18 protein-coding genes are annotated in these 20,103 nt (G+C 67.2%); 8 read left to right on the top strand and 10 right to left on the bottom strand.

Annotation, left to right across the window (positions count from 1 at the left end; genetic code table 11):
• From octT to ACAG24_RS15785, 5 genes are read right to left on the bottom strand one after another with little or no spacing between them, the layout of a single operon-like run.
• On the bottom strand, positions 1-747 hold the full coding sequence (octT, locus tag ACAG24_RS15805) for a diglucosylglycerate octanoyltransferase (protein ID WP_370473757.1): 747 nt from the start codon (positions 745-747) through the stop codon (positions 1-3).
• The gene (gene gpgP, locus ACAG24_RS15800; RefSeq protein WP_370473758.1) at positions 737-1,414 is read right to left on the bottom strand and encodes a glucosyl-3-phosphoglycerate phosphatase; all 678 of its coding nucleotides are present in this window, start codon (positions 1,412-1,414) and stop codon (positions 737-739) included. The genes octT and gpgP overlap by 11 nt, the downstream gene beginning before the upstream one ends.
• Entirely contained in the window at positions 1,411-1,797 is a 387-nt protein-coding gene (gene rsfS / locus ACAG24_RS15795; RefSeq protein WP_370473871.1) for a ribosome silencing factor, read from the bottom strand. The genes gpgP and rsfS overlap by 4 nt, the downstream gene beginning before the upstream one ends.
• Positions 1,794-2,438: a nicotinate-nucleotide adenylyltransferase gene (nadD, locus tag ACAG24_RS15790; protein WP_370473759.1), complete on the bottom strand. Its 645-nt coding sequence runs from the start codon at positions 2,436-2,438 to the stop codon at positions 1,794-1,796. Before nadD ends, rsfS begins: the two co-directional genes overlap by 4 nt.
• Positions 2,439-2,481: 43 nt before the next feature.
• Positions 2,482-3,210, bottom strand: coding sequence for a GntR family transcriptional regulator (locus ACAG24_RS15785; RefSeq protein ID WP_370473760.1), 729 nt, complete (start codon positions 3,208-3,210; stop codon positions 2,482-2,484).
• A gap of 145 nt (positions 3,211-3,355) precedes the next feature.
• Between ACAG24_RS15785 and ACAG24_RS15780 the strand changes: the two genes are divergently transcribed.
• From ACAG24_RS15780 to ACAG24_RS15765, 4 genes are read left to right on the top strand one after another with little or no spacing between them, the layout of a single operon-like run.
• Positions 3,356-4,837, top strand: coding sequence for an amino acid permease (locus ACAG24_RS15780; RefSeq protein ID WP_370473761.1), 1,482 nt, complete (start codon positions 3,356-3,358; stop codon positions 4,835-4,837).
• A gap of 11 nt (positions 4,838-4,848) precedes the next feature.
• Positions 4,849-6,282, top strand: coding sequence for an FGGY family carbohydrate kinase (locus ACAG24_RS15775; protein ID WP_370473872.1), 1,434 nt, complete (start codon positions 4,849-4,851; stop codon positions 6,280-6,282).
• Complete coding sequence (locus ACAG24_RS15770) at positions 6,279-7,652, top strand: NAD(P)/FAD-dependent oxidoreductase (RefSeq protein WP_370473762.1); 1,374 nt, start codon at positions 6,279-6,281, stop codon at positions 7,650-7,652. The genes ACAG24_RS15775 and ACAG24_RS15770 overlap by 4 nt, the downstream gene beginning before the upstream one ends.
• Entirely contained in the window at positions 7,649-8,893 is a 1,245-nt protein-coding gene (locus ACAG24_RS15765) for an NAD(P)/FAD-dependent oxidoreductase (protein ID WP_370473763.1), read from the top strand. The genes ACAG24_RS15770 and ACAG24_RS15765 overlap by 4 nt, the downstream gene beginning before the upstream one ends.
• A 33-nt stretch (positions 8,894-8,926) precedes the next feature.
• Here the strand turns inward: ACAG24_RS15765 and ACAG24_RS15760 are convergent, their stop codons facing one another.
• The 4 genes from ACAG24_RS15760 to ACAG24_RS15745 all read right to left on the bottom strand — a co-directional run bounded on the left by ACAG24_RS15760 (position 8,927) and on the right by ACAG24_RS15745 (position 13,281).
• Entirely contained in the window at positions 8,927-9,292 is a 366-nt protein-coding gene (locus ACAG24_RS15760) for a hypothetical protein (protein WP_370473764.1), read from the bottom strand.
• Between the two features lie 393 nt (positions 9,293-9,685).
• Positions 9,686-11,119 carry a vWA domain-containing protein gene (locus ACAG24_RS15755; RefSeq protein WP_370473765.1) on the bottom strand — a complete coding sequence of 478 codons (1,434 nt, stop codon included), beginning with the start codon at positions 11,117-11,119 and terminating at the stop codon, positions 9,686-9,688.
• Positions 11,119-12,018, bottom strand: coding sequence for an AAA family ATPase (locus ACAG24_RS15750; protein WP_370473766.1), 900 nt, complete (start codon positions 12,016-12,018; stop codon positions 11,119-11,121). Before ACAG24_RS15750 ends, ACAG24_RS15755 begins: the two co-directional genes overlap by 1 nt.
• Positions 12,019-12,033: 15 nt before the next feature.
• On the bottom strand, positions 12,034-13,281 hold the full coding sequence (locus ACAG24_RS15745; RefSeq protein WP_370473767.1) for a glutamate-5-semialdehyde dehydrogenase: 1,248 nt from the start codon (positions 13,279-13,281) through the stop codon (positions 12,034-12,036).
• A 73-nt stretch (positions 13,282-13,354) separates the two neighbouring features.
• Between ACAG24_RS15745 and ACAG24_RS15740 the strand changes: the two genes are divergently transcribed.
• Positions 13,355-14,206 carry a ribokinase gene (locus ACAG24_RS15740; protein ID WP_370473768.1) on the top strand — a complete coding sequence of 284 codons (852 nt, stop codon included), beginning with the start codon at positions 13,355-13,357 and terminating at the stop codon, positions 14,204-14,206.
• A gap of 20 nt (positions 14,207-14,226) precedes the next feature.
• The gene (locus ACAG24_RS15735; protein ID WP_370473769.1) at positions 14,227-15,042 is read left to right on the top strand and encodes an enoyl-CoA hydratase/isomerase family protein; all 816 of its coding nucleotides are present in this window, start codon (positions 14,227-14,229) and stop codon (positions 15,040-15,042) included.
• 26 nt (positions 15,043-15,068) lie between these two features.
• On the opposite strand, the gene ACAG24_RS15730 is transcribed toward ACAG24_RS15735, so the two are convergent.
• Complete coding sequence (locus tag ACAG24_RS15730; protein WP_370473770.1) at positions 15,069-17,111, bottom strand: NAD(+) synthase; 2,043 nt, start codon at positions 17,109-17,111, stop codon at positions 15,069-15,071.
• 100 nt (positions 17,112-17,211) lie between these two features.
• Here ACAG24_RS15730 and ACAG24_RS15725 point away from each other — a divergent pair, with 100 nt between their 5' ends.
• Together ACAG24_RS15725 and ACAG24_RS15720 are read left to right on the top strand one after the other, a co-directional pair.
• Complete coding sequence (locus ACAG24_RS15725; RefSeq protein ID WP_370473771.1) at positions 17,212-19,593, top strand: molybdopterin oxidoreductase family protein; 2,382 nt, start codon at positions 17,212-17,214, stop codon at positions 19,591-19,593.
• The gene (locus ACAG24_RS15720) at positions 19,590-20,069 is read left to right on the top strand and encodes a hypothetical protein (protein ID WP_370473772.1); all 480 of its coding nucleotides are present in this window, start codon (positions 19,590-19,592) and stop codon (positions 20,067-20,069) included. Before ACAG24_RS15725 ends, ACAG24_RS15720 begins: the two co-directional genes overlap by 4 nt.
• The last annotated feature ends 34 nt before the right edge of the window (positions 20,070-20,103 follow it).

Below are 20,103 nucleotides of genomic sequence, written 5' to 3'. Positions count from 1 at the left end.
TCAACCGTCCGAGGCGGACACTTGCACTCCCGCCTCGGCCAGTCCCTTGAGCATCAGGTCGGCGACGGCCTGATGCGCTTCGAAGTTCCAGTGAATGCCGTCGGGGTTACCCCTGCCGCTCATCACTTCCTCGCCGACGGCGGCTTTCAGGTCGACCAGCGGCACATCGCGTTCGGCTGCCCAGCGGGTGATGGCGGCGACGGTTCCCGGCCGGCCCCGGTGCGACATCCCGTATGTCGCAGCGATGTGCACCGACGGCAGCGATGCCACGACCGGGATCCCCGGTCGGTTGAAGTCGATGGCGGCTCTGGTCATTTCGAGATACTCGGCCGTCAAGTGCGGGGGAAGCGCGGGTCGCGCGATCGGCGACAGTCGGGGCTGCAGCCACCCGTACCCGTCACGGGCCCACCGCCGCGCCCGCGGCGGACGGACGTAGCGGATGAGTTCGCGCAGGGCGGTGGGCAGCGGCGACGGCAGAGAATCCATGCCCGACGTCGCGAAGATCACGGCGCCGGCCCTGGGCAGCGCCGCCCACGAACGCGGGTCCTGCGTGGCGGCCCACCACACGTCGCGGCTGGTCCACCCGATGCGGCCGATGACCTCGACATCCCAGTCCAACTGTTCTGCAACGAGATTCGGCCAAATGCGGGGATCGTCGGAAGGCAGCCCGCCGGTCGGTCCGTAGTACGACAGCGAATCGCAGAAGACCAGCAAGGTTCTGCGACCGGAGTCGGCCCTAGAGGACATCGTTGGCGACCTGCGCGGAGGCGTTCCACACATCGAGACGCCAGCGGATGTCCTCGAACGAGGCAGGATCGCCGTCGGCGCGGGTATGCCCCGCCAGCTGTACCCAGCTCGCGTTGCCCATCCCGCCGAGCACCGGCCAGCTGTCGACGGGAAGCCCCAGCAGCGCCGCGGTCAGCGCGGCGATCAGACCTCCGTGCGCAACCAGAACCACCGGCCGGTCCGAATCGATGACACCCCACTCTGGCTGCTGGGCAACGATTTCCCGCACCAGCGGCAGGCTGCGTTCGGCGACGTCGACGCGGCTCTCCCCGCCGTGAGGAGACCACCGCGCGTCTTCGCGCCACGCGAGTCTGGCGCCGGGAGCCACCGCGTCGACCTCGAGGTGCGTCATGCCCTGCCAGTCCCCCAGGTGCGTCTCGCGCAACCGGGTATCGATGCTGACGGGCTGACCGGAGCGGTCGCCGAGCGCGACGGCGGTGTCGAGGGCGCGCCGCAGATCCGACGAGACGATCAGCAGCGGTTGGCGTTTCGCGAGTGACTCGGCGGCGGCCACGGCCTGCTCGCGACCGAGGTCGCTGAGGTCGGTGTCGAGTTGGCCCTGCATCCGGCTGCCCGCGTTGTACTCGGTCTGTCCGTGCCGCAGCATGACCAGCCGCCGGATCGTCATTCCGAGTCCTCCGCGTCCTCTGTGCCGGCGAGATCCACGGGAACCGTCGGGCAGTCACGCCAAAGTCTGTCCAGCGCATAAAAATTGCGCTCGTCCTGGTGCTGGATGTGCACGACGATGTCGACGTAGTCGAGCAGGGTCCACCTGCCCTCGCGGGTGCCCTCGCGCCGCGCGGGTTTGTAGCCGGCGCGCCGCATCTTCTCCTCGACCTCGTCGACGATCGCGTTGACCTGCCTGTCATTGTTTCCGGACGCGATGACGAAGCAGTCGGTGATGACGAGCTGACCGGAGACGTCGATGACGACGATGTCCTCGGCGAGCTTGGCCGCCGCCGCCCGCGCGGCGACGGTGGCCATGTCGATGGCTTCTGCTGTGGCGGTCAGGGGCGGTCTCCTTCACCTGCGGGGGTCTTGCTGTAGAGGTTTCGTTTCGCGACGTATTGCACGACGCCGTCGGGCACCAGGTACCAGATGGGCCGCGACTGTTCGGCGCGGACGCGGCAGTCGGTCGACGAGATCGCCAGAGCGGGCACTTCGACCAGGTGCAGCGCGTCGGGGGGCAACTCGGCCATGGCGGCCGCGATGTGCTTGCCGTCGAGTTCGTACCCCGGCCTGCTGACACCCACGAACCGGGCGATCGAGAACATCTGCTCCCAGTTCTGCCACGACAGGATCGAGGCGAGCGCGTCGGCGCCGGTGATGAAGTAGAGGTCGGCGTCGGGGTTCTGATCGTGCAGATCGCGCAGTGTGTCTTTGGTGTAGGTCGCTCCGCCGCGGTCGATGTCGACCCGGCTGACCGAGAAGCGCGGATTGGAGGCCGTCGCGATCACCGTCATCAGGTACCGGTCCTCGGCGGCAGTGACGGTGCGACTGCGTTTCTGCCACGGCTGGCCGGTAGGGACGAACACCACCTCGTCGAGGTCGAACAGTGCGGCGACCTCGCTGGCCGCGACAAGGTGCCCGTTGTGGATGGGATCGAAGGTCCCACCCATCACACCTAGCCGACGTCGCCCGCCTGATTGCACGAATAGCGAGCTTACGGGAGTGTCACGATGGCCTCCGGCCAACTCAGACCGCGGAGAGCCGCTGGGACTTCAGAACCTCGGAGACCTCGAAGGCGGCGCGGTCGGCGCGGTAGACGTCGCGGGCGTACTCGACGCACCGGCCCGTGTTGTCGACGGTGTTGCGGGTGAGCAGCGTCCCTGCGGACCCGGCACGCACACCCAGCTGCATGCTCGACGCGTCGTCCAGCACGATCGATTCGAGTACCGCGGTCGACCGTGCCAGCTCGATCCCGTAGCGGGAGCGCAACACCGCCCACAGCGAACCGTCGTCGGTCTCGTCGAGGATGCCCGGCGTCAACGCGGCGGGCAGGAACGTCGTCTCCAGTGCGAACGGCACGTCGTCCACGGTGCGCAACCGGTGGAACACGTGCACAGCCGCACCGTCGTCCAGGCCGAGCGCGCGGCGCACCGCGGGGGTGGCGACCTGATGCTCGGCCCACAGCAGTTGCGCGGCGGGCCGGCGCCCCATGCGCGCGACCTCTTCCGAGAAGCTGCCGACATGGAACCGCACCCGCGGCTCGGCGACGAACGTGCCCCGCGGCGGCTTCCGGTAGACGACGCCCTCACTCTCCAGCAGCGACAAGGCCTGCCGGGCCGTCATGCGGCTGACTTTGTGGTGCTCGGCCAACTCACGCTCGGAAGGGAGCAGGGTGTGCGGACCCATCTGTTCGGTGTCGATGCGGTCGCGGACGTCCGCGGCGATCGTCATGTACAGGGGCGTGCCAGAGGGCATCCCTGCAGCGTAGCGACGTAAGTCGACTTCGGTTGTCACAAGTGCTGTGTAAACACTTTGTGATTTCGTTGACGCATAACCCGAGCTGTCCGATACTTTGGTTCAACCACATGGTCTATACCATCGTCCAGACGGAGAGTTGAACATGTCCGACCAGTCATCGCGCAGCGATTCCGCTGATCTCGCCCAGTTCGGCTACACCCAGTCGTTGGAGCGACGGACCGGAAAATTCGCGTCGTTCGCCGTTGCCTTCGCGTTCGTCTCCATCGCGACCGGCATCTTCACCACCTACGGCGCGGTGCTCAACAGCTCGGGCCCCGCAGGCATCTGGACGTGGCCCATCGCCGTCGTCGGACAACTCGCCGTCGCGTTCGTGCTCGGCGCGCTCGCCGCACGGATCCCGGTGACCGGCTACCACTACCAGTGGATGTCCCGGCTGGCCAATCCGATCCTGGGCTGGATCATCGGATGGATCTCGTTCACGTTCCTGGCCATCGTCGTGGTCGCGGTGGATTACACGATCGCGTCGACGATCCTGCCCGTCCTGCTGAACTACGAGAGCACGGCGACCATCGCGTGGATCATGACCGCGGCCGTGTTGACCGGCCAGGCGCTTCTCGTGGCGCTCTCGACGCCGTGGGCCGAGCGGGTCAACAACAGCCTGGTGACCCTCGAACTGATCGGCATGGCCGCCCTGACGGTTCTCCTCCTCGTCGTGGCCGCGATCCGCGGCGACATGGACTTCTCCAACCTGTTCAGCACAGGTGCGATCCCGAGCGAGGGGTACTGGAGCTTCGGCGACCTCACCTCGGCCGGCCCCTGGATGCTCGGATTCCTGCTCGGCGCCTTCACGATCGTCGGATTCGAGTCGGCCGCCAACCTCGCCGAGGAGACCCACGACCCCGAGCGCGTGGTGCCGCGGGCCATGTGGCAAGCCGTGCTCGCGTCCGGCGTGCTGGGCTTTCTGTTCATCATCGCGGTCACCCTGGCGGCAGGAGATCCCGTGGCCCTCGCAGTATCGGGAACCCCGATCGCCGACGTCATCGACAGGACACTGGGTTCCGCGGTTGCCACACTGCTGCTGCTGATGGTGGTCCTGGCGATCTTCGCCTGCGGCCTGGTCATCATGATCACCGGCGTCCGCGTGACCTGGGCGATGTCGCGCGACCAGCGGTTCCCGGGGTGGCAGCAGTGGAACCAGATCTCGCCGAGGTTCCACACCCCGCTGAAAGCCACACTGCTGTACTTCTTCCTGGCCCAGTTGATCCTGGCGGTGTTCGCCCACTCCGAGACCGCCCTGTTCACCCTTTTCGGTGCGGCGACGCTGCTCCCCGCCGTCATGTACGCCTCGACCGTGGTGCTGTATCTGGTCAAACGCAAGACGCTGCCCGTATCGGGGAAGTTCGATCTCGGGGCATGGGAGATCCCGGTCCTCGTCGTCGCTGTCGTGTGGCTCGCGTTCGAACTGGCGTTGTTCCGCGACGCCGCGTTCAAGGAAGCCTGGCTCTACGTGCTCGTCATGGTCGCCATCGGAGCGGCATACCTGGCATACCTGCTCATCAGACGGGGCAAGCATGGTCTGTCGATGCCGGACATGCACTCGATCGACGCTGAATTCAGGGAATGACGGGACAAGCGATGCAGCACATCCTGGCTGTCGACCAGGGCACCTCGGGCACCAAGGCGGTCGTCGTGGACGACACGGGCCGGGTGGTCGCCACAGCGGAGGTCCCCCTGCGGCCCGAGTATCTGTCCGGCGGCGGTGTCGAGCAGGACCCCGAGGCGCTGTTCGATTCCGTCGTTGCGGCAGGCCGTCGGGCCATCGAGCAGGCCGGGGTTTCGGTGGCCGCGGTCGCACTGGCGAACCAGGGGGAAACCGTCCTGGCATGGGACCGGACTACCGGACAGCCTCTGTCCCCCGCCATCGTCTGGCAGGATCGCCGGGCCGAATCGCTCTGCGCTGCGCTCGCCGACCACGCCGATGAGCTGGCCCGACGTACCGGGCTGGTGCTCGACCCCTACTTCTCCGCGCCCAAGATGGCCTGGCTGCGCGCCAACCTGACCCGCGACGGGGTGGTGACCACCACCGATACCTGGCTGGTGCACCGGATGTGCGGCGCATTCGTCACCGACGCATCGACGGCCAGCAGATCACTGGTGACGACGCTGGACCCCCTGGCGTGGGACGACGAGCTGCTGTCCTTCTTCGGGCTCGCCGGCGAAGCGATGCCGGACATCGTCGGCAGCGACGAGATCGTCGGCACCACCCGGGTTTTCGGACCCGAACTGCCCGTCGCGGGGCTGATCGTCGACCAACAGGCCGCGTTGCTCGCCGAAAGCTGCCTGACGGCGGGATCCGCGAAATGCACCTACGGCACGGGGGCCTTCCTGCTGGCTCAGCTGGGTTCGACCCCGGTGCGTTCGACGTCCGGGCTGACCACCTCGGCGGCCTGGCGCCTGCGCGGCGACACGTCGTACTGCATCGATGGTCAGGTCTACACCGCCGCATCGGCGATCCGGTGGGCCGTCGACCTCGGGCTGGTCCCCTCTGCGGATCAGATCGACTCTGCCGCAGCCGAATCCAGTGAGGGGGTCGTCTGCGTTCCCGCCCTCGCCGGGCTCGCCGCCCCGTGGTGGGATTCCCGGGCGACGGCGTCGTTCGCCGGGATGACACTGTCCAGCGGCCGGGGCCACCTGGTGAGGGCGCTTGTGGAAGGGGTGGCGGCGCAGGTCACCGCGCTGACCGATCTCGTCGCCGCCGACCTGGGAAGCCCACTAACACGGTTGCGGGTGGACGGAGGCCTGACCCGCTCGGCCTCGCTGATGCAGGCCCAAGCCGATCTGGCTCAGATGCCCGTCGACGTGTACCCGTCCATGCACGCGACCGCGTTGGGCGCAGCCGCGTGCGCACGGCTGGCGCTCGAACCCGGCATCACCCCGTCCGAGGCGGTCAGTACGTGGTCACCCCGGCACACCTACGAGCCCCGCTGGCCCGCCGATCGGGCCGCGGAATTTCTCGATCGTTGGCGGCGCGCCGCAGAAAGCACTTTGGCACAGGAGGTTTCGGCGTGATATCGGATGTCGTCGTGGTCGGCGCCGGAATCGTCGGCTGCGCGATCGCCAGGGCGCTGGCCGGTACCGAACTTTCTGTCACGCTGGTGGAAGCCCGCAACGACGTCGGCGACGGCACCAGCAAGGCCAATACGGCGTTGCTGCACACCGGATTCGACTCGAAGCCGGGCACCCTGGAGTCCCGACTCGTCGCCCGCGGCTATCAGCTGCTGAGCGAGTACGCCACGCAGACCGGCATCCCCGTCGAGCACACGGGAGCGATGCTGGTCGCGTGGACCGACGAAGAGGCCGACGCACTTCCGCGACTCAAGGAAAAGGCCGAAGCCAACGGCTATCACGCCTGCGCGATCGTCGACTCCGACGAGGTCTATCGTCGCGTGCCCGATCTGGGGCCCGGCGCGCTGGGCGGCTTGACTGTGCCAGGGGAATCGATCATCTGCACGTGGACCACGAACCTGGCCCTGGCCACCGACGCGGTCGCACGCGGTGCACGTCTGCTGCGTGGCGCCCGCGTCACGAACGTCGTCGCGGGCGCCGATGCGACGACGTTGCACACCACCGCGGGCTCCGTGCAGGGGCGGTGGATCATCAACGCCGCCGGCCTGGGCGCCGACCGCCTGGACAACGAGTTCGGCTATCGGCGTTTCACCGTGATTCCGCGCCGCGGTGAGCTGTTGGTGTTCGACAAACTCGCCAGGCCCATGGCGCCGCTGATCGTGCTGGCCGTTCCGTCGTCACGGGGAAAGGGCGTCCTCGTCAGCCCGACCATCTACGGCAATGTGATGGTCGGCCCGACGTCGGAAAACCTCGAAGACCGCACGGCGACAGGAACTTCCGAAGACGGCTTCGAGTTCCTGGTGTCCAAGGGCCGTGCGCTGATGCCCACCCTCTTCGACGAGGAGATCACGGCGAGTTACGCAGGACTGCGTGCCTCCACCGAGCACGATGACTACCTCATCGATCTCGACGCCGAGCAGCATTACGTCCTTGTCGGCGGAATCCGTTCCACCGGGCTGACTTCGGGGATGGCGATCGCCGAGTACGTCACGGGACTCCTCGCCGAGGCCGGCGTCGACGTCACCGAACGTCACCCTCTGCCCTCACCTCCGCAGATGCCCAATATCGGCGAAGCCGGGGTACGCCCGTACCAGGACGGCGGACGCGTCGGCTCCGATCCCGAGTACGGCCGGATCGTCTGCTTCTGCGAGCGCGTCAGCGCGGGCGAGATCCGTGACACCTTCGACTCCCCCATCCCGCCGGCCGACCTCGACGGGTTGCGGCGGCGAACCCGCGTGATGAACGGACGCTGCCAGGGGTTCTACTGCGGGGCAAACACCCAGGCGCTGCTGCAGGCCGGGGTGACACGATGAGCGACGTCGCCGTGGCCATCGTCGGTGGCGGGCCCTCCGGGCTGACCGCCGCCGCAGCACTTGCGCCCCACATCGACGGCGAGGTGCTCGTCCTGGAGCGGGAATCCCACACCGGCGGCATTCCGCGACACAGCGACCATCTCGGCTACGGCATGCGGGACCTGCACCGCTTCATCTCCGGGCCGAGCTATGCGCGTCGCCTCACGAACTCGGCGATCGACGCAGGCGCCACACTGGAGACGGAGGCGATGGTCACCGGTTGGGCCGGCGATCGCGTCATGCAGGTGACGTCGCCGCGCGGGGTCCGCACCGTGACCGCCGACGCCGTCGTCCTCGCCACGGGTGCGCGCGAACGGCCCCGACCCGCCCGGCTCGTACCCGGTGATCGACCCGAGGGCGTCTACACCACCGGTCAGCTGCAGAACCTGGTCCACCTGCATCACACCGAGGTGGGTCGCCGAGCGGTGATCATCGGCGCCGAACTGGTCAGCTGGTCGGCAGTGCTGACCCTGCGGGAAGCCGGCTGCGCGACGGTGGCCATGGTCAGCGGATATCCCCGTGCCGAGGCGTATGCGGCGTTCCGCTCGGCAGGCCGCCTGCTGATGGACGGGCCCGTCATGACCGGCAGCAGGCTCGTCGGCATCCACGGGAAGCACCGCGTGCGGTCGGTGACGGTCGAAGACATCGGCTCGGGTGCGCGCCGCGAAATCCCTTGCGACACAGTTGTGTTCACCGGGGATTGGATACCCGACCACGAACTGGCCCGGACCGCGGGGCTGCAGATCGACCGGGCCACCCGGGGGCCCGTCGTGGACGCTGCACTGCGAACGAGCCGTGCTGGGGTCTTCGCGGTGGGAAACCTGCTGCATCCGGTGGACACCGCCGACGGGGCGGCACTCGACGGGCGCCACGCCGCATCAGCGGTGAGGGCGTGGCTGCGCCGCGGCGACGACCTCCCCGCAAGCACGTCGGGTGCGCCGATCCGAGCCGAAGCACCGTTCAGGTGGGTGACACCGCAGCTGCTCTCCTCCGACGGCGGCGTGCCCGCCCGCGGCGACCTGCTGCTCTGGACCGACGAATACCGCAGGCTACCCAAGCTGCGCGCCGTGCAGGACGGAAAGGTCCTCGCCACGAAGCGCACCCCCTGGCCTGCGGCGCCGGGACGGATCTTCCGCGCGCCGTGGTCGTTGGTGGCCGATGCCGATCCGAAAGGCGGAGCGGTAACGCTGACGCTGGCGTGACGACCGGCTCAGAACCGAGCGTCGGTCAGGCGATCAGAAGTCGCCGATGGGCGGGCCGACCGGGTACTCACCCTCGAAGGGTGAGGCCTTGGTGCCGACGACGGCCTTGCTGGTGTCGCGGACCTCGGTCGAGCTGCTGCCGGTGGCGGAAACCTCGCCGGCATCTCCGAGGCGCGCCTCCGAGATGCCGCGGGCGACGCCGAAGTCGTTGATCCGGATGACCGCGTTCTCCGAGGCCTGCCTGCTCGTCACCTGCGGGCCGGGAGCGATCTCCTGGATGTCGGCGCTCGCAGTGCCCGCGCTCAGCCCGGAGAAAGCTGCGGCCATCAGGAACGACCCCAGGCCGACGGCACCCAGCTTCGTCACGCCGTGGACGGGCGCTTTGGCGTGCTTCGCCATAGCTTCTCCTTCGATCGGAGGGACATGAGTGTCCGAGTATTGGTTGTTCAGGCATTGCTAGATTAGCAGCGTCCACCCTGTTGCGCGCATCGAAATCACAATGCCCGTAACACGACACACTGCCATTCGACAGTTGTTCATATTGGCCGAAACCCGTTGCAAACCAACTAGTTTGATGATTTCCGACGACGATGACCAAGCTGTTCGAAACCTTGTCGATTCCTGGCAATTCGCTGCTGATTGCATGGGTGAACAGCGTCAATATTGTTTGCCGACTGACAGGAAATACCCAGTAAAGCTGACAGGAGACACCCAGGTTGACGCGCGACATGCGCAATGCTCAGGGGTACCCGCCGCGTCATCGCCAACGCGACACAGCACGTACCTCGGAAACTAGACGGGCAGCAGCGCGTCGATGACCGAGGCGAGCTGCTTGGCAGAACGGCACTCATGCATCGTGATGACGTCCTCATAGCGCGGAACCGCCGAATCGCCACTGCCCCAGAGATGCCTCGGCTCTGGATTCAGCCAGTGCGCGTGCCTGCTGGCGTTGACCATGTGGGCCAAAAGGTCCGTCTCGGGATTGCGATAGTTGTTGCGGCCGTCGCCGAGGACGAGCAGCGAGCTGCGCGGCGACAGGACATTCGGGAACTTGTCGAGGAACGACACGAACGCGTGGCCGTAGTCGGAGTGTCCGTCACGGGTGTAGACCGCCGCTTCTCGGGTGATGCGCTGCACCGCGACGGCGAGATCGGCGTCGGGGCCGAACAGCTCGGTGACCTCGTCGGTGGTGTCGATGAACGCGAAGACGCGCACCCGGGAGAACTGTTGACGCAGCGCGTGGACCAGCAGCAGCGTGAAGTGACTGAAGCCGGCGACCGACCCCGACACATCGCACAGCACCACAAGCTCGGGCCTGGCCGGATGCGGCTTCTTGAGCACCACGTCGATAGGCACTCCGCCGGTCGACATCGACTTGCGCAGCGTCTTGCGCAGGTCGATCTCCCCGGCCCGGGAGCGTCGACGGCGCGCAGCCAGACGGGTGGCCAGTGTCCGAGCCAGCGGACCGACGACGCGACGCATCTGGCGCAGTTGCTCGCCCGAGGCGCGGAGGAACTCGACGTTTTCGGCGAGCTGGGGCACGCCGTACATCTGGACGTGATCACGTCCCAGCTGCTCGGCCGTACGCCGTTTGGTCTCCCCCTCGACCATCTTGCGTAGTTGCGCGATCCGCTGGGCGGCAAGGGCTTTGGCGATCTGCTCCTGCGTCGGGGTGGGTTCGTCGCCGTACGGGGCGAGCAGACCGGCAAGCAGCCTGCCCTCCAGATCGTCGAGGCTCATCGCCTTGAGCGCCTGATACGAGGAGTACGACGGCCCACGGCTTGAGTTGTATCGGCCGTACGCCTCGACGATCTGGGCGATCATCGCCGCCAGGCGTTCGTCGACGTTCGCGAACTCCTGGTTGTCGGTGAGCATCTGCACCAGTGCGTCGCGCAACGCCTCGATGTCCTCGGGCGGCAGGCCTTCGTCGTCGACGTCATCCTCGAGCACGGTCTTGGCACCGAGTGCGGCCGGGAAGTACAGGTCGAACAGCGCGTTATACGTCTCGCGGTGATCGGACCGGCGCAGCACCGCGCACGCCAGACCTTCGCGAAGTACGCTGCGGTCGGCCAGGCCTAGGGTGGCCATCACCTGGCCGGCATCGACCGTCTCCGACGGACCCACCGAAATGCCCTGCCCACGAAGGGCTTCCACGAACTCGACCAGGTGGCCGGGAATTCCGTGGGGCGCCAGGGGCTGTTGTGGGCGGGTACGTCGGGGCGGCATCAGTTGAGCCTCAGCTCCCCGGCGGCTTTGACCTGGTCCGACTGGTGCTTGAGGACCACACCCAGCGTCGCAGCAATCACCTCGTCGTCGATGGTGTCCATGCCCAGGGCCAGCAGCGTGCGGCCCCAGTCGATGGTCTCGGCGACCGACGGCAATTTCTTCAACGCCATTCCGCGCATCACGCCGATGATGCGCACCAATTCTTCGGCGAGGCGTTCGGGCAGCTCGGGAACCCGGGAGAGCAGGATGCGCCGCTCGAGCTCGGCGTCGGGGAAGTCGATGTGCAGAAACAGGCATCGACGCTTGAGAGCCTCGGAGAGCTCACGCGTCGCGTTCGACGTCAGCACCACCAGAGGTTTGCGTTCGGCGGTGATCGTACCCAGCTCCGGCACCGTCACCGCGAAATCGCTGAGGACTTCCAGCAGCAGGCCCTCGATCTCGATGTCGGCCTTATCGGTCTCGTCGATCAGGAGCACGGTGGGATCGGTGCGCCGGATCGCGGTGAGCAGCGGACGGGTCAGGAGGAACTCCTCGGAGAAGACGTCGTCGCGCGTCTGGTCCCAGTCGCCGCCGGTTGAGCCGGCAGATGCGACACTGCCGGCCTGGATGCGCAGGATCTGCTTGGCGTGGTTCCACTCGTACAGTGCGCGGGACTCATCGACCCCCTCGTAGCACTGCAGCCGGACCAAGCCCGATCCCGTCGATTGTGCGATCGCGCGGGCCAGCTCGGTCTTGCCGACACCTGCGGGACCCTCGACCAGCAGCGGCTTGCCCAGCCGGTCGGCGAGGAACACGGCGGTTGCCGTGGCGGTGTCCGGAAGGTAGCCGGTCTCCGCCAATCGGCGTGCGACATCGTCGATGTCGGCGAACAGCGGCTCCGTAGGCGCGGGGACGCTCAAAGTTTCTCCTCAGGCTCAGGCCGGTCGGGTGTGGCCGTCGCCCCACACGATCCATTTGGTCGATGTCAGTTCGGGAAGACCCATGGGGCCTCGGGCATGCAACTTCTGGGTGGAGATGCCGATCTCGGCGCCGAAACCGAACTGCTCGCCGTCGGTGAACGCGGTGGACGCGTTCACCATCACCGCGGCGGCGTCCACCCGTTCGGTGAAGCGTTGCGCGGCAGCGTGGTTCGTCGTGACGATGGCTTCGGTGTGGCCGGTGCCGTATTCGTTGATGTGGGCGATGGCCGCGTCGATCCCGTCGACGACCGCCAGGGCGATGTCCATCGACAGGAATTCGGCGCGCAGTTCGTCCTCGGTCGGGTCGGCGTGCACGGTCACGCCTGCCGCGTGCAGCGCATCGGTGAGCCTGGGCACTGCCACATCGGCGATGGCGGCGTCGATCAGCAGTGACTCGGCGGCGTTGCACACGCTGGGCCGGCGCGTCTTGGCGTTCAACAGGATGGCTTCGGCCATGTCGAGGTCGGCCGACTCGTGAACGTAGACATGACAATTGCCCACACCGGTCTCGATGGTCGGCACCTGCGCATCCCGCACGACGGCATCGATCAGACCGGCACCACCGCGCGGGATCACGACGTCGACGAGCCCGCGCGCCTGAATCAGATGCGTGACGCTCGACCGGTCGTCGCTGGGGAGCAACTGCACCGCGTCGACGTCGAGTCCCTCCGTGGCCAACGCTGCGCGCAGGGCATTCACCAGAGCGGTGTTCGAGTTGGCTGCGGACGAACTACCGCGCAGCAGAACGGCATTGCCGGACTTCAGCGTCAGACCGAACGCGTCGACGGTGACGTTGGGGCGTCCCTCGTAGACGATCCCGACCACCCCGAGCGGAACGCGCTGCTGGCGCAGCTGCAGCCCGTTGATCAGCGTCCGACCGCGCAGCACCTCACCGACCGGATCGGGGAGCCCGGCCACCTGCCGCAGTCCGTCGGCGATCCCCTCGACCCGGGACGGGTTCAGCGCAAGCCGGTCGAGCATCGCCGGGGGCGTCCCTGCGGCGCGCGCCACGTCGAGATCGGCCTCGTTGGCTTCCAGGATGGTGCGGGTGTTCAGCAAGACCTGGTCGGCGGCCGTGCGCAGCGCGCGATTCTTGATCTCGGTGCTCAGTGTCGCCAGTCCGCGCGACGCGGTCCGCGCACGGCGCGCGGCGTCGTGAACCTGCGCGCGCAGGTCGGGGACGGAGGGTGCCTGGACACTCATCAGGCCAGCGTATCGAACGTGCCCGATCAGTTCGACACGTGTCTAGCGTACAAGCCCACTAGGTTGGACGGTCATGGCAACCAGACTCTGCGTGGTGGGCAGCGTCAACGCCGATCTGACGTTCACCGTGGAGTCCCTGCCGCGGCCCGGCGAGACCATCCTCGCGTCCTCGCTATTGTCGTCGCCGGGCGGCAAGGGCGGCAATCAGGCGGTGGCGGCCGCGCGCGCAGGTGCGGCTGTCCAACTCGTGGCGGCGCTGGGCACCGACGGCGCGGCCCACCAACTGCGGACACATCTGACCACCAACGGCGTCGGCCTCGACGGCGTCGTCGAGATCCCCGGTCCCAGCGGCTCGGCCACGATCCTCGTCGACGCCCGGGCCGAGAACTGCATCGTGGTCGCGCCGGGCGCCAATGGCCACCTGAGCCTCAGCTCGCGGGCTGTCCAGGCCGTGGTCGCCGACAGCGACGTGGTACTGGTCTCGCTGGAGATACCGGTCGACACCGCCGTAGCCGCGGCCCGGATCGCACGCTCGTCGGGAGCCGTGGCCATCCTCAACGCATCACCCACCCCCCAGGACCCGGCCGCGTTGGCGGACCTGTTCGACGTCGTCGTCGTCAACGAGGAGGAGGCTGCCCCGTGGACCGGGCGAGCGGTGCCTCACCTGGTCGTCACGCGAGGATCCGAAGGCGCTCGGCATATCGGCGAACAGCGCTTCGACGTCGCGTCGCCCGACGTGGAAGCGGTGGACACCACCGGTGCGGGCGACGTGTTCGCCGGTGTCTTGGCGGCCAGCTGGCCCGACGGAGTCGAATACGCGCTGGCCCGCGCATGCGCGGCAGGCGCGCTCGCGACACTGGCCCACGGAGCCGGCGACTGTGCGCCTTACAGTGAGGCCATCGAGGACGTCATGGGAGCGTCCTGAGGCGACGGGAGAACCACACGATGACCACCGCCCCCCGCCCCCCGGAAGGCGATTGGCTCGGGACGCCCTACCTCCACTTCACCCGCGAGGGCCCGTTCGGGGTGTGCCGGCTGGACCGGCCGGAGGCGCGCAACGCGATGAGCCCGGCGATGTACTTCGGCATCAAGTACGCCGTCAAGCACGTGGAGGCCGACCCGGACCTGGCTGGCCTGCTCATCACCGGCACGGGAGACGTCTTCGCGCCGGGCGGCGACATGGGTGGCGGCGGCGCGGACAACTGGATGACGTTCGGCCCCGCCCTCGGCATGGACGCGCTGCCATTCGACACGCTTCGTCAGTCGGCCAAGCCGGTCGTGGCGGCCGTCAACGGGCTCTGCCAGGGCGGGGGTCTGCAGATCGCGCTGTGCGCCGACATGGCGGTCGTCAGCGACCGTGCCACCTTCCGCGTTCCCGAGCTGTACCGCGGCATCGCCGATACGTACTACAGCCACATGCTCGCCCGGTTGATCGGTCCGGTGCGCACCCGCGACCTGATGTTCACCGGGCGGACCCTGACGGCCGCCGAGGCCCACGAGTGGGGCATGGTCGCGCGGATCGTCCCGCACGACGATCTGCAACAGACGGCGCGCGACATCCTGGCTGCCTGCTGCAGGACCGCGCCCAAGGCCAGGTCGGTCATCAAGTCGAGCATCGACGACTACATCGGCCTCTACGACCGGATCGGGATGCAGGCCAGCCTCGGCGCGCCCGAATCCATCGAGGGCTTCATGGCATTCAAGGAGCGCCGGTCGCCGGACTGGGTGCATCCCGACCTGCGGATCGACGGCAGGCTGTAGCGGGCGCGGTCTCGCGGGAGCGCCACCTACTCCGCGGGAATCGACTTCTCGATTTCGTCGAGCCAGGTGCGCGCCGACATGTCCGACGGTGCGCGCCAGTCCCCGCGCGGCGACAGCGACCCCCCGTGCGACACCTTGGGTCCGTTGGGCAGCGCCGAGCGCTTGAACTGAGAGAACGAGTAGAACCGCTGGGCAAAGACCTGCAGCCAGTGCCGAATCTCCTTCAGCGAGTAAGCAGGTCGTTGATCCTCCGGGATCCCGGGTGGCCAGTCTCCCTTGGCAGCGTCACTCCACGCATGCCATGCGAGAAACGCGACCTTTGACGGCCGGAAACCGAATCGCAACACCTGGAACAACGAGAAGTCCTGCAGCACATAGGGACCCACCTTGTCCTGGCTGCTCTGAATCTCCTCGTCCTCGCCCGCGGGAACCAGCTCGGGGCTGATCTCCGTATCGAGCACGGATTGCAGCACCTCGTTGACCGCCTCGTCGAACTGCTCCGAGGAGATCACCCACCGGATCAGGTGTTGGATCAACGTTTTCGGGACACCCCCGTTGACGTTGTAGTGCGACATCTGGTCGCCTACCCCGTAGGTGGACCAGCCGAGGGCGAGCTCTGAGAGGTCACCGGTGCCGAGCACGATCCCGCCGCGCTGATTGGCCAACCGGAACAGGTAGTCGGTGCGCAGACCGGCCTGCACGTTCTCGAACGTGATGTCGTAGACCTTCTCACCACGGGCGAACGGGTGGTCCATCTCGGCGAGCATCAGCTGCGCCGTCTCCCTGATGTCGATCTCCGAGAACGTGACTCCGAGCGTCTCGCCGAGGCGAACCGCATTGCCCTTCGTCCGATCTCCGGTGGCGAAGCCCGGAAGCGTGAACGCCAGGATGTCGCTGCGTGGCCGGCCCAACCGGTCCATCGCACGGGCTGCAACGATCAGCGCATGTGTCGAGTCGAGACCACCCGACACCCCGATGACGATCTTCGGTGAGCCGATCGCCCGCAGCCGCTGCTCCAGGCCGGACACCTGGATGTTGTAGGCCTCGTAGCAATCTTGCTGCAGCCGTGAGTAATCCGCCGGCACGAAGGGAAAACGCTCCACCTCGCGGCGCAGTCCGATATCACCGGGCGGCGGGTCGAGGAGGAATTCGACGCGCCGGTAGTCGTCTGCGGTGATGCCGTGATGGACACGGTTGTCGTCGAATGTGCCCATCCGCAACCGCTCGGCGCGCAGCAGTTCCAGGTCGACGTCGGCGACGGAACGCCGAGCGCCCGACGGAAACCGTTCCGACTCAGCCAGGCAGACACCGTTCTCCCACACCATGGTTTGGCCGTCCCAGGCCAGGTCAGTGGTGGACTCCCCCTCGCCCGCCGCGGCATAGATGTAGGCAGCCAGGCACCGGGACGACGCCGAACGGGCCAGCAGCGTGCGATCCTCCGCGCGGCCGATGGTGATCGGGCTGCCCGAGAGGTTGGCCAGGACGGTCGCTCCGGCCAATGCCGCCTCCGCGCTGGGCGGGATCGGCATGAACATGTCCTCGCAGATCTCGACGTGAAGCACGAATCCGGGCAGGTCCGTTGCGGCGAAGAGCAGGTCCGGACCGAACGGCACGTCCACGTCCCCGATGCGCAACACGCCACGCACGTCGTCACCGGCAGCCACCTGCCTGCGCTCGTAGAACTCTCGGTAGGTCGGCAGGTAGGACTTGGGAACGACCCCCAACACCCGGCCGCGGTGGATCACGACGGCCGTGTTGTAGATGCGGTGGCCGAACCGCAACGGTGCGCCCACCACCAGGACCGTCATCAAGCTGCTGCTGCCCGCGACCACGTCGAGCACGGCCTCGTTCACGGCGTCCAGCAATGCGTCCTGAAGCAGGATGTCCTCGATCGAATAGCCCGACAGAGTGAGCTCCGGGAAAACCGCCAGCGCGACGCTGTCGGCATCGCATTCCCGCGCAACCTCCAGTACCGCGGCGGCATTCGCCGCAGGATCAGCGAGGGCCACCTGCTGCGTGCACGCCGCGACGCGGACGAAACCGTGTCGGTACGCCGAGTAGAAATCCATGGCCCCATTGTTGCCCGCGATCGGCGTCGTTATTCGTCGCCACGGCAACAGGGCGGGTGGGGCCGCGTTTCGCGGGATCGGCTCAGGGTAAGCGGGCACTGTGGCCAGCGATCCCATCTCGTCGCCATGGGGTGAGCGAACACCTTACGGCCGGGGTGAACTTTGGCCGCAGCGCATCAACAGCCGCCTGGCCGACGGCGTCGATCCGGGGCAGGTCACCTGGACTCGGTCGGCATCGGTATTGCATTCCAATGGCGATGCACTCGACATCGCCGCGCAGGACGGACGCATCGTCGGCGTCCGGGGTCGGCCCGAGGACCGGGTGAATCACGGCAGGGTCGACGCGAAAGACCTCTTCGGATGGCGGGCCAATGCCTCCCCAGACCGGCTCACCACACCGTGGATCCGCGTGGACGGCCGCCTCGTACCAACCGACTGGGACACGGCCATGGATGTCATCGTGTCTCGCAGCACCGAACTTCTCGACACCTGTGGCCCCGCTGCGATCGGCTTCTACACCTCCGGGCAACTGTTCCTTGAGGAGTACTACACACTGGGCGTGATCGCGCATGGCGCCATCGGCACCAACCACGTCGACGGCAACACCAGGCTGTGTACGGCCACCGCCGCTGAAGCGCTCAAGGAGTCGTTCGGCTGCGACGGCCAGCCCGGGTCTTATACCGACGTCGATCACGCCGACGTCCTCGCGCTCTACGGACACAACGTCGCCGAGACCCAGACGGTGCTGTGGATGAGGATGCTCGACCGCCTCGAAGGGCCGGATCCACCGAAGTTGATCTGTGTCGACCCGCGGATGACACCTGTGGCGAAGCGTGCCGACGTCCATCTCGCTCCGCTGCCGGGCACCAACGTCGCTTTGATGAACGGCCTGCTGTACCAGCTGATCGACCATGGATGGATCGATAGCGACTACATCGACGCCCACACCGTGGGCTTCGACGAACTACGCAAACGCGTCGAGGAGTTTCCACCCGACCGGGTGGCTGGAATCTGCCGGGTCCCCGGCGATGACATTCGGCGCGCGGCTGAGCTGATCGGCACCGCAACGGCGCTGATGTCGACGGTGCTGCAGGGCTTCTACCAATCCCACCAAGCCACCGCGGCGGCAGTGCAGGTCAACAACATCCATTTGGTTCGCGGCATGCTCGGGAGGCCGGGCTGCGGCGTCCTGCAGATGAACGGCCAACCCACCGCGGAGAACACCCGAGAGTGCGGCGCTGACGGGGACCTGGCCGGATTCCGCAACTGGGCCAACGACAGTCACATCGCTGACTTGGCCCGCGTATGGAACGTCGACCCGGGTCAGATCCCGCACTACGCCCCGCCGACCCACGCGATGCAGATGTTTCGTTATGCCGAACAAGGCACCCTCCGCATGCTGTGGATCAGCGCGACCAACCCCGCGGTGTCCCTGCCCGACCTCCGTCGCATACGCAACATCCTGACCCAGGAGCGGTTGTTCGTCGTCGCACAGGACATGTTCGCCACGGAGACGACCGATCTCGCTGACGTGGTGCTGCCGGCCGCCGGATGGGGGGAAAAGCTCGGCACCTTCACCAATGCCGATCGCACCGTGCACCTCTCCGAGCGTGCGATCGATCCTCCCGGTCAGGCGAGAGCCGACCTCGACATCTTTCTCGACTATGCGCGCCGGATGGATTTTCGGGACAAAGACGGTGCGCGGCTGCCACCGTGGACCGATGCCGAGTCGGCATTCGACGCCTGGAAGACATGCAGCGCAGGACGACCCTGCGACTACACGGGCCTGAGCTACGACCTGCTCCGTGAGCGCGGCGGCATCCAATGGCCTTGCAACACCGAACATCCGAACGGAACCGAGCGTCTTTACGCGGACGGCCGATTCTGGGCGACACCTGACTACTGCGAGGCGTACGGCAAGGATCTGGTCACCGGTACACCGCTGGAACCGACGGAATACCGCGCGATGAACCCCGAAGGACGCGCTGTCATCAAGGCAGCCGATTATCTCGAAGCGCACGAACCTCCCACCGCGCAATATCCTTTCGTGCTCATCACCGGACGAACCCTCTACCAATTCCACACCCGCACAAAGACCGGCCGCTCTCCCGAGCTGAACCGGGCCGCACCCCAACCCTGGGTGGAGATGTCGCCGGCCGACAGCTCAGCTGCGGGAATCGCCGAGGGGGACGTCGTCGAGGTGACGACCCCACGCGGCACGATCCAGGTGCAGTGCCGGATCAGCGGCATCCGAGACGGCGTCGTCTTCGTCCCGTTCCACTACGGATACTGGGACGTCGCACCACACACGGGGCATCACCGGGCCGCGAACGAACTGACACTCACCGATTGGGATCCGGTGTCCAAGCAACCCATCTTCAAGACCGCGGCCGCCCGGGTAAGGCGGATCCGCGGCGTCTCGGGGCCCGCTGTCGCCCCCACGGCGACGGCGTCGGCACCGATGACGGGGAAACGCAGATGAAATTAGCCCTCGCGATGCGTGAACTCCATCGATCCGAGCTGCGGCTCGCACGTTCCCTGAACTCGATCGCGGCACGCCACCACAACGACCACGGGGTCCACCACGTTGCGGTGGATCTCGCCGTGTGGTCGCGTGAGCACATAGCATTGATCGCGCAGACAGGCGCGCGATACGGGGCGCGGATGAACGAACATCCCCGCACGACGGCGCTGACCGAACAGGTGCAATTTTGGCTGAGCGATCGCGCCGGCCGCCGGCCCGAACCCGGTGTCCTCCTGCTTGCCGATCTGCGACGAGCGCATCGGCTCGCGGCGGGCGTGTCGTTGGATTGGGAGCTGCTGGCCCAGGGCGCATTCGCAGTCAACGACCACGATCTCGTCGCGTTGACGCAACGGTGCCACCCGCAGTCGTTGCGGCAGATGCGCTGGGCCAACGCGATGCTCAAGGAGCTTTCACCCCAGGTCTTGAGCACCTAGCCACGGTCGAGATCGTCGGCTTCGACCACGTCGC

The sequence above is a fragment of the Mycobacterium bulgaricum genome (genome assembly GCF_041287165.2).
GTDB classification, from domain to species: domain Bacteria; phylum Actinomycetota; class Actinomycetes; order Mycobacteriales; family Mycobacteriaceae; genus Mycobacterium; species Mycobacterium bulgaricum.
Note: the sequence above shows the minus strand (reverse complement) of the source record. Positions and strands in the feature narration are given on the sequence as shown.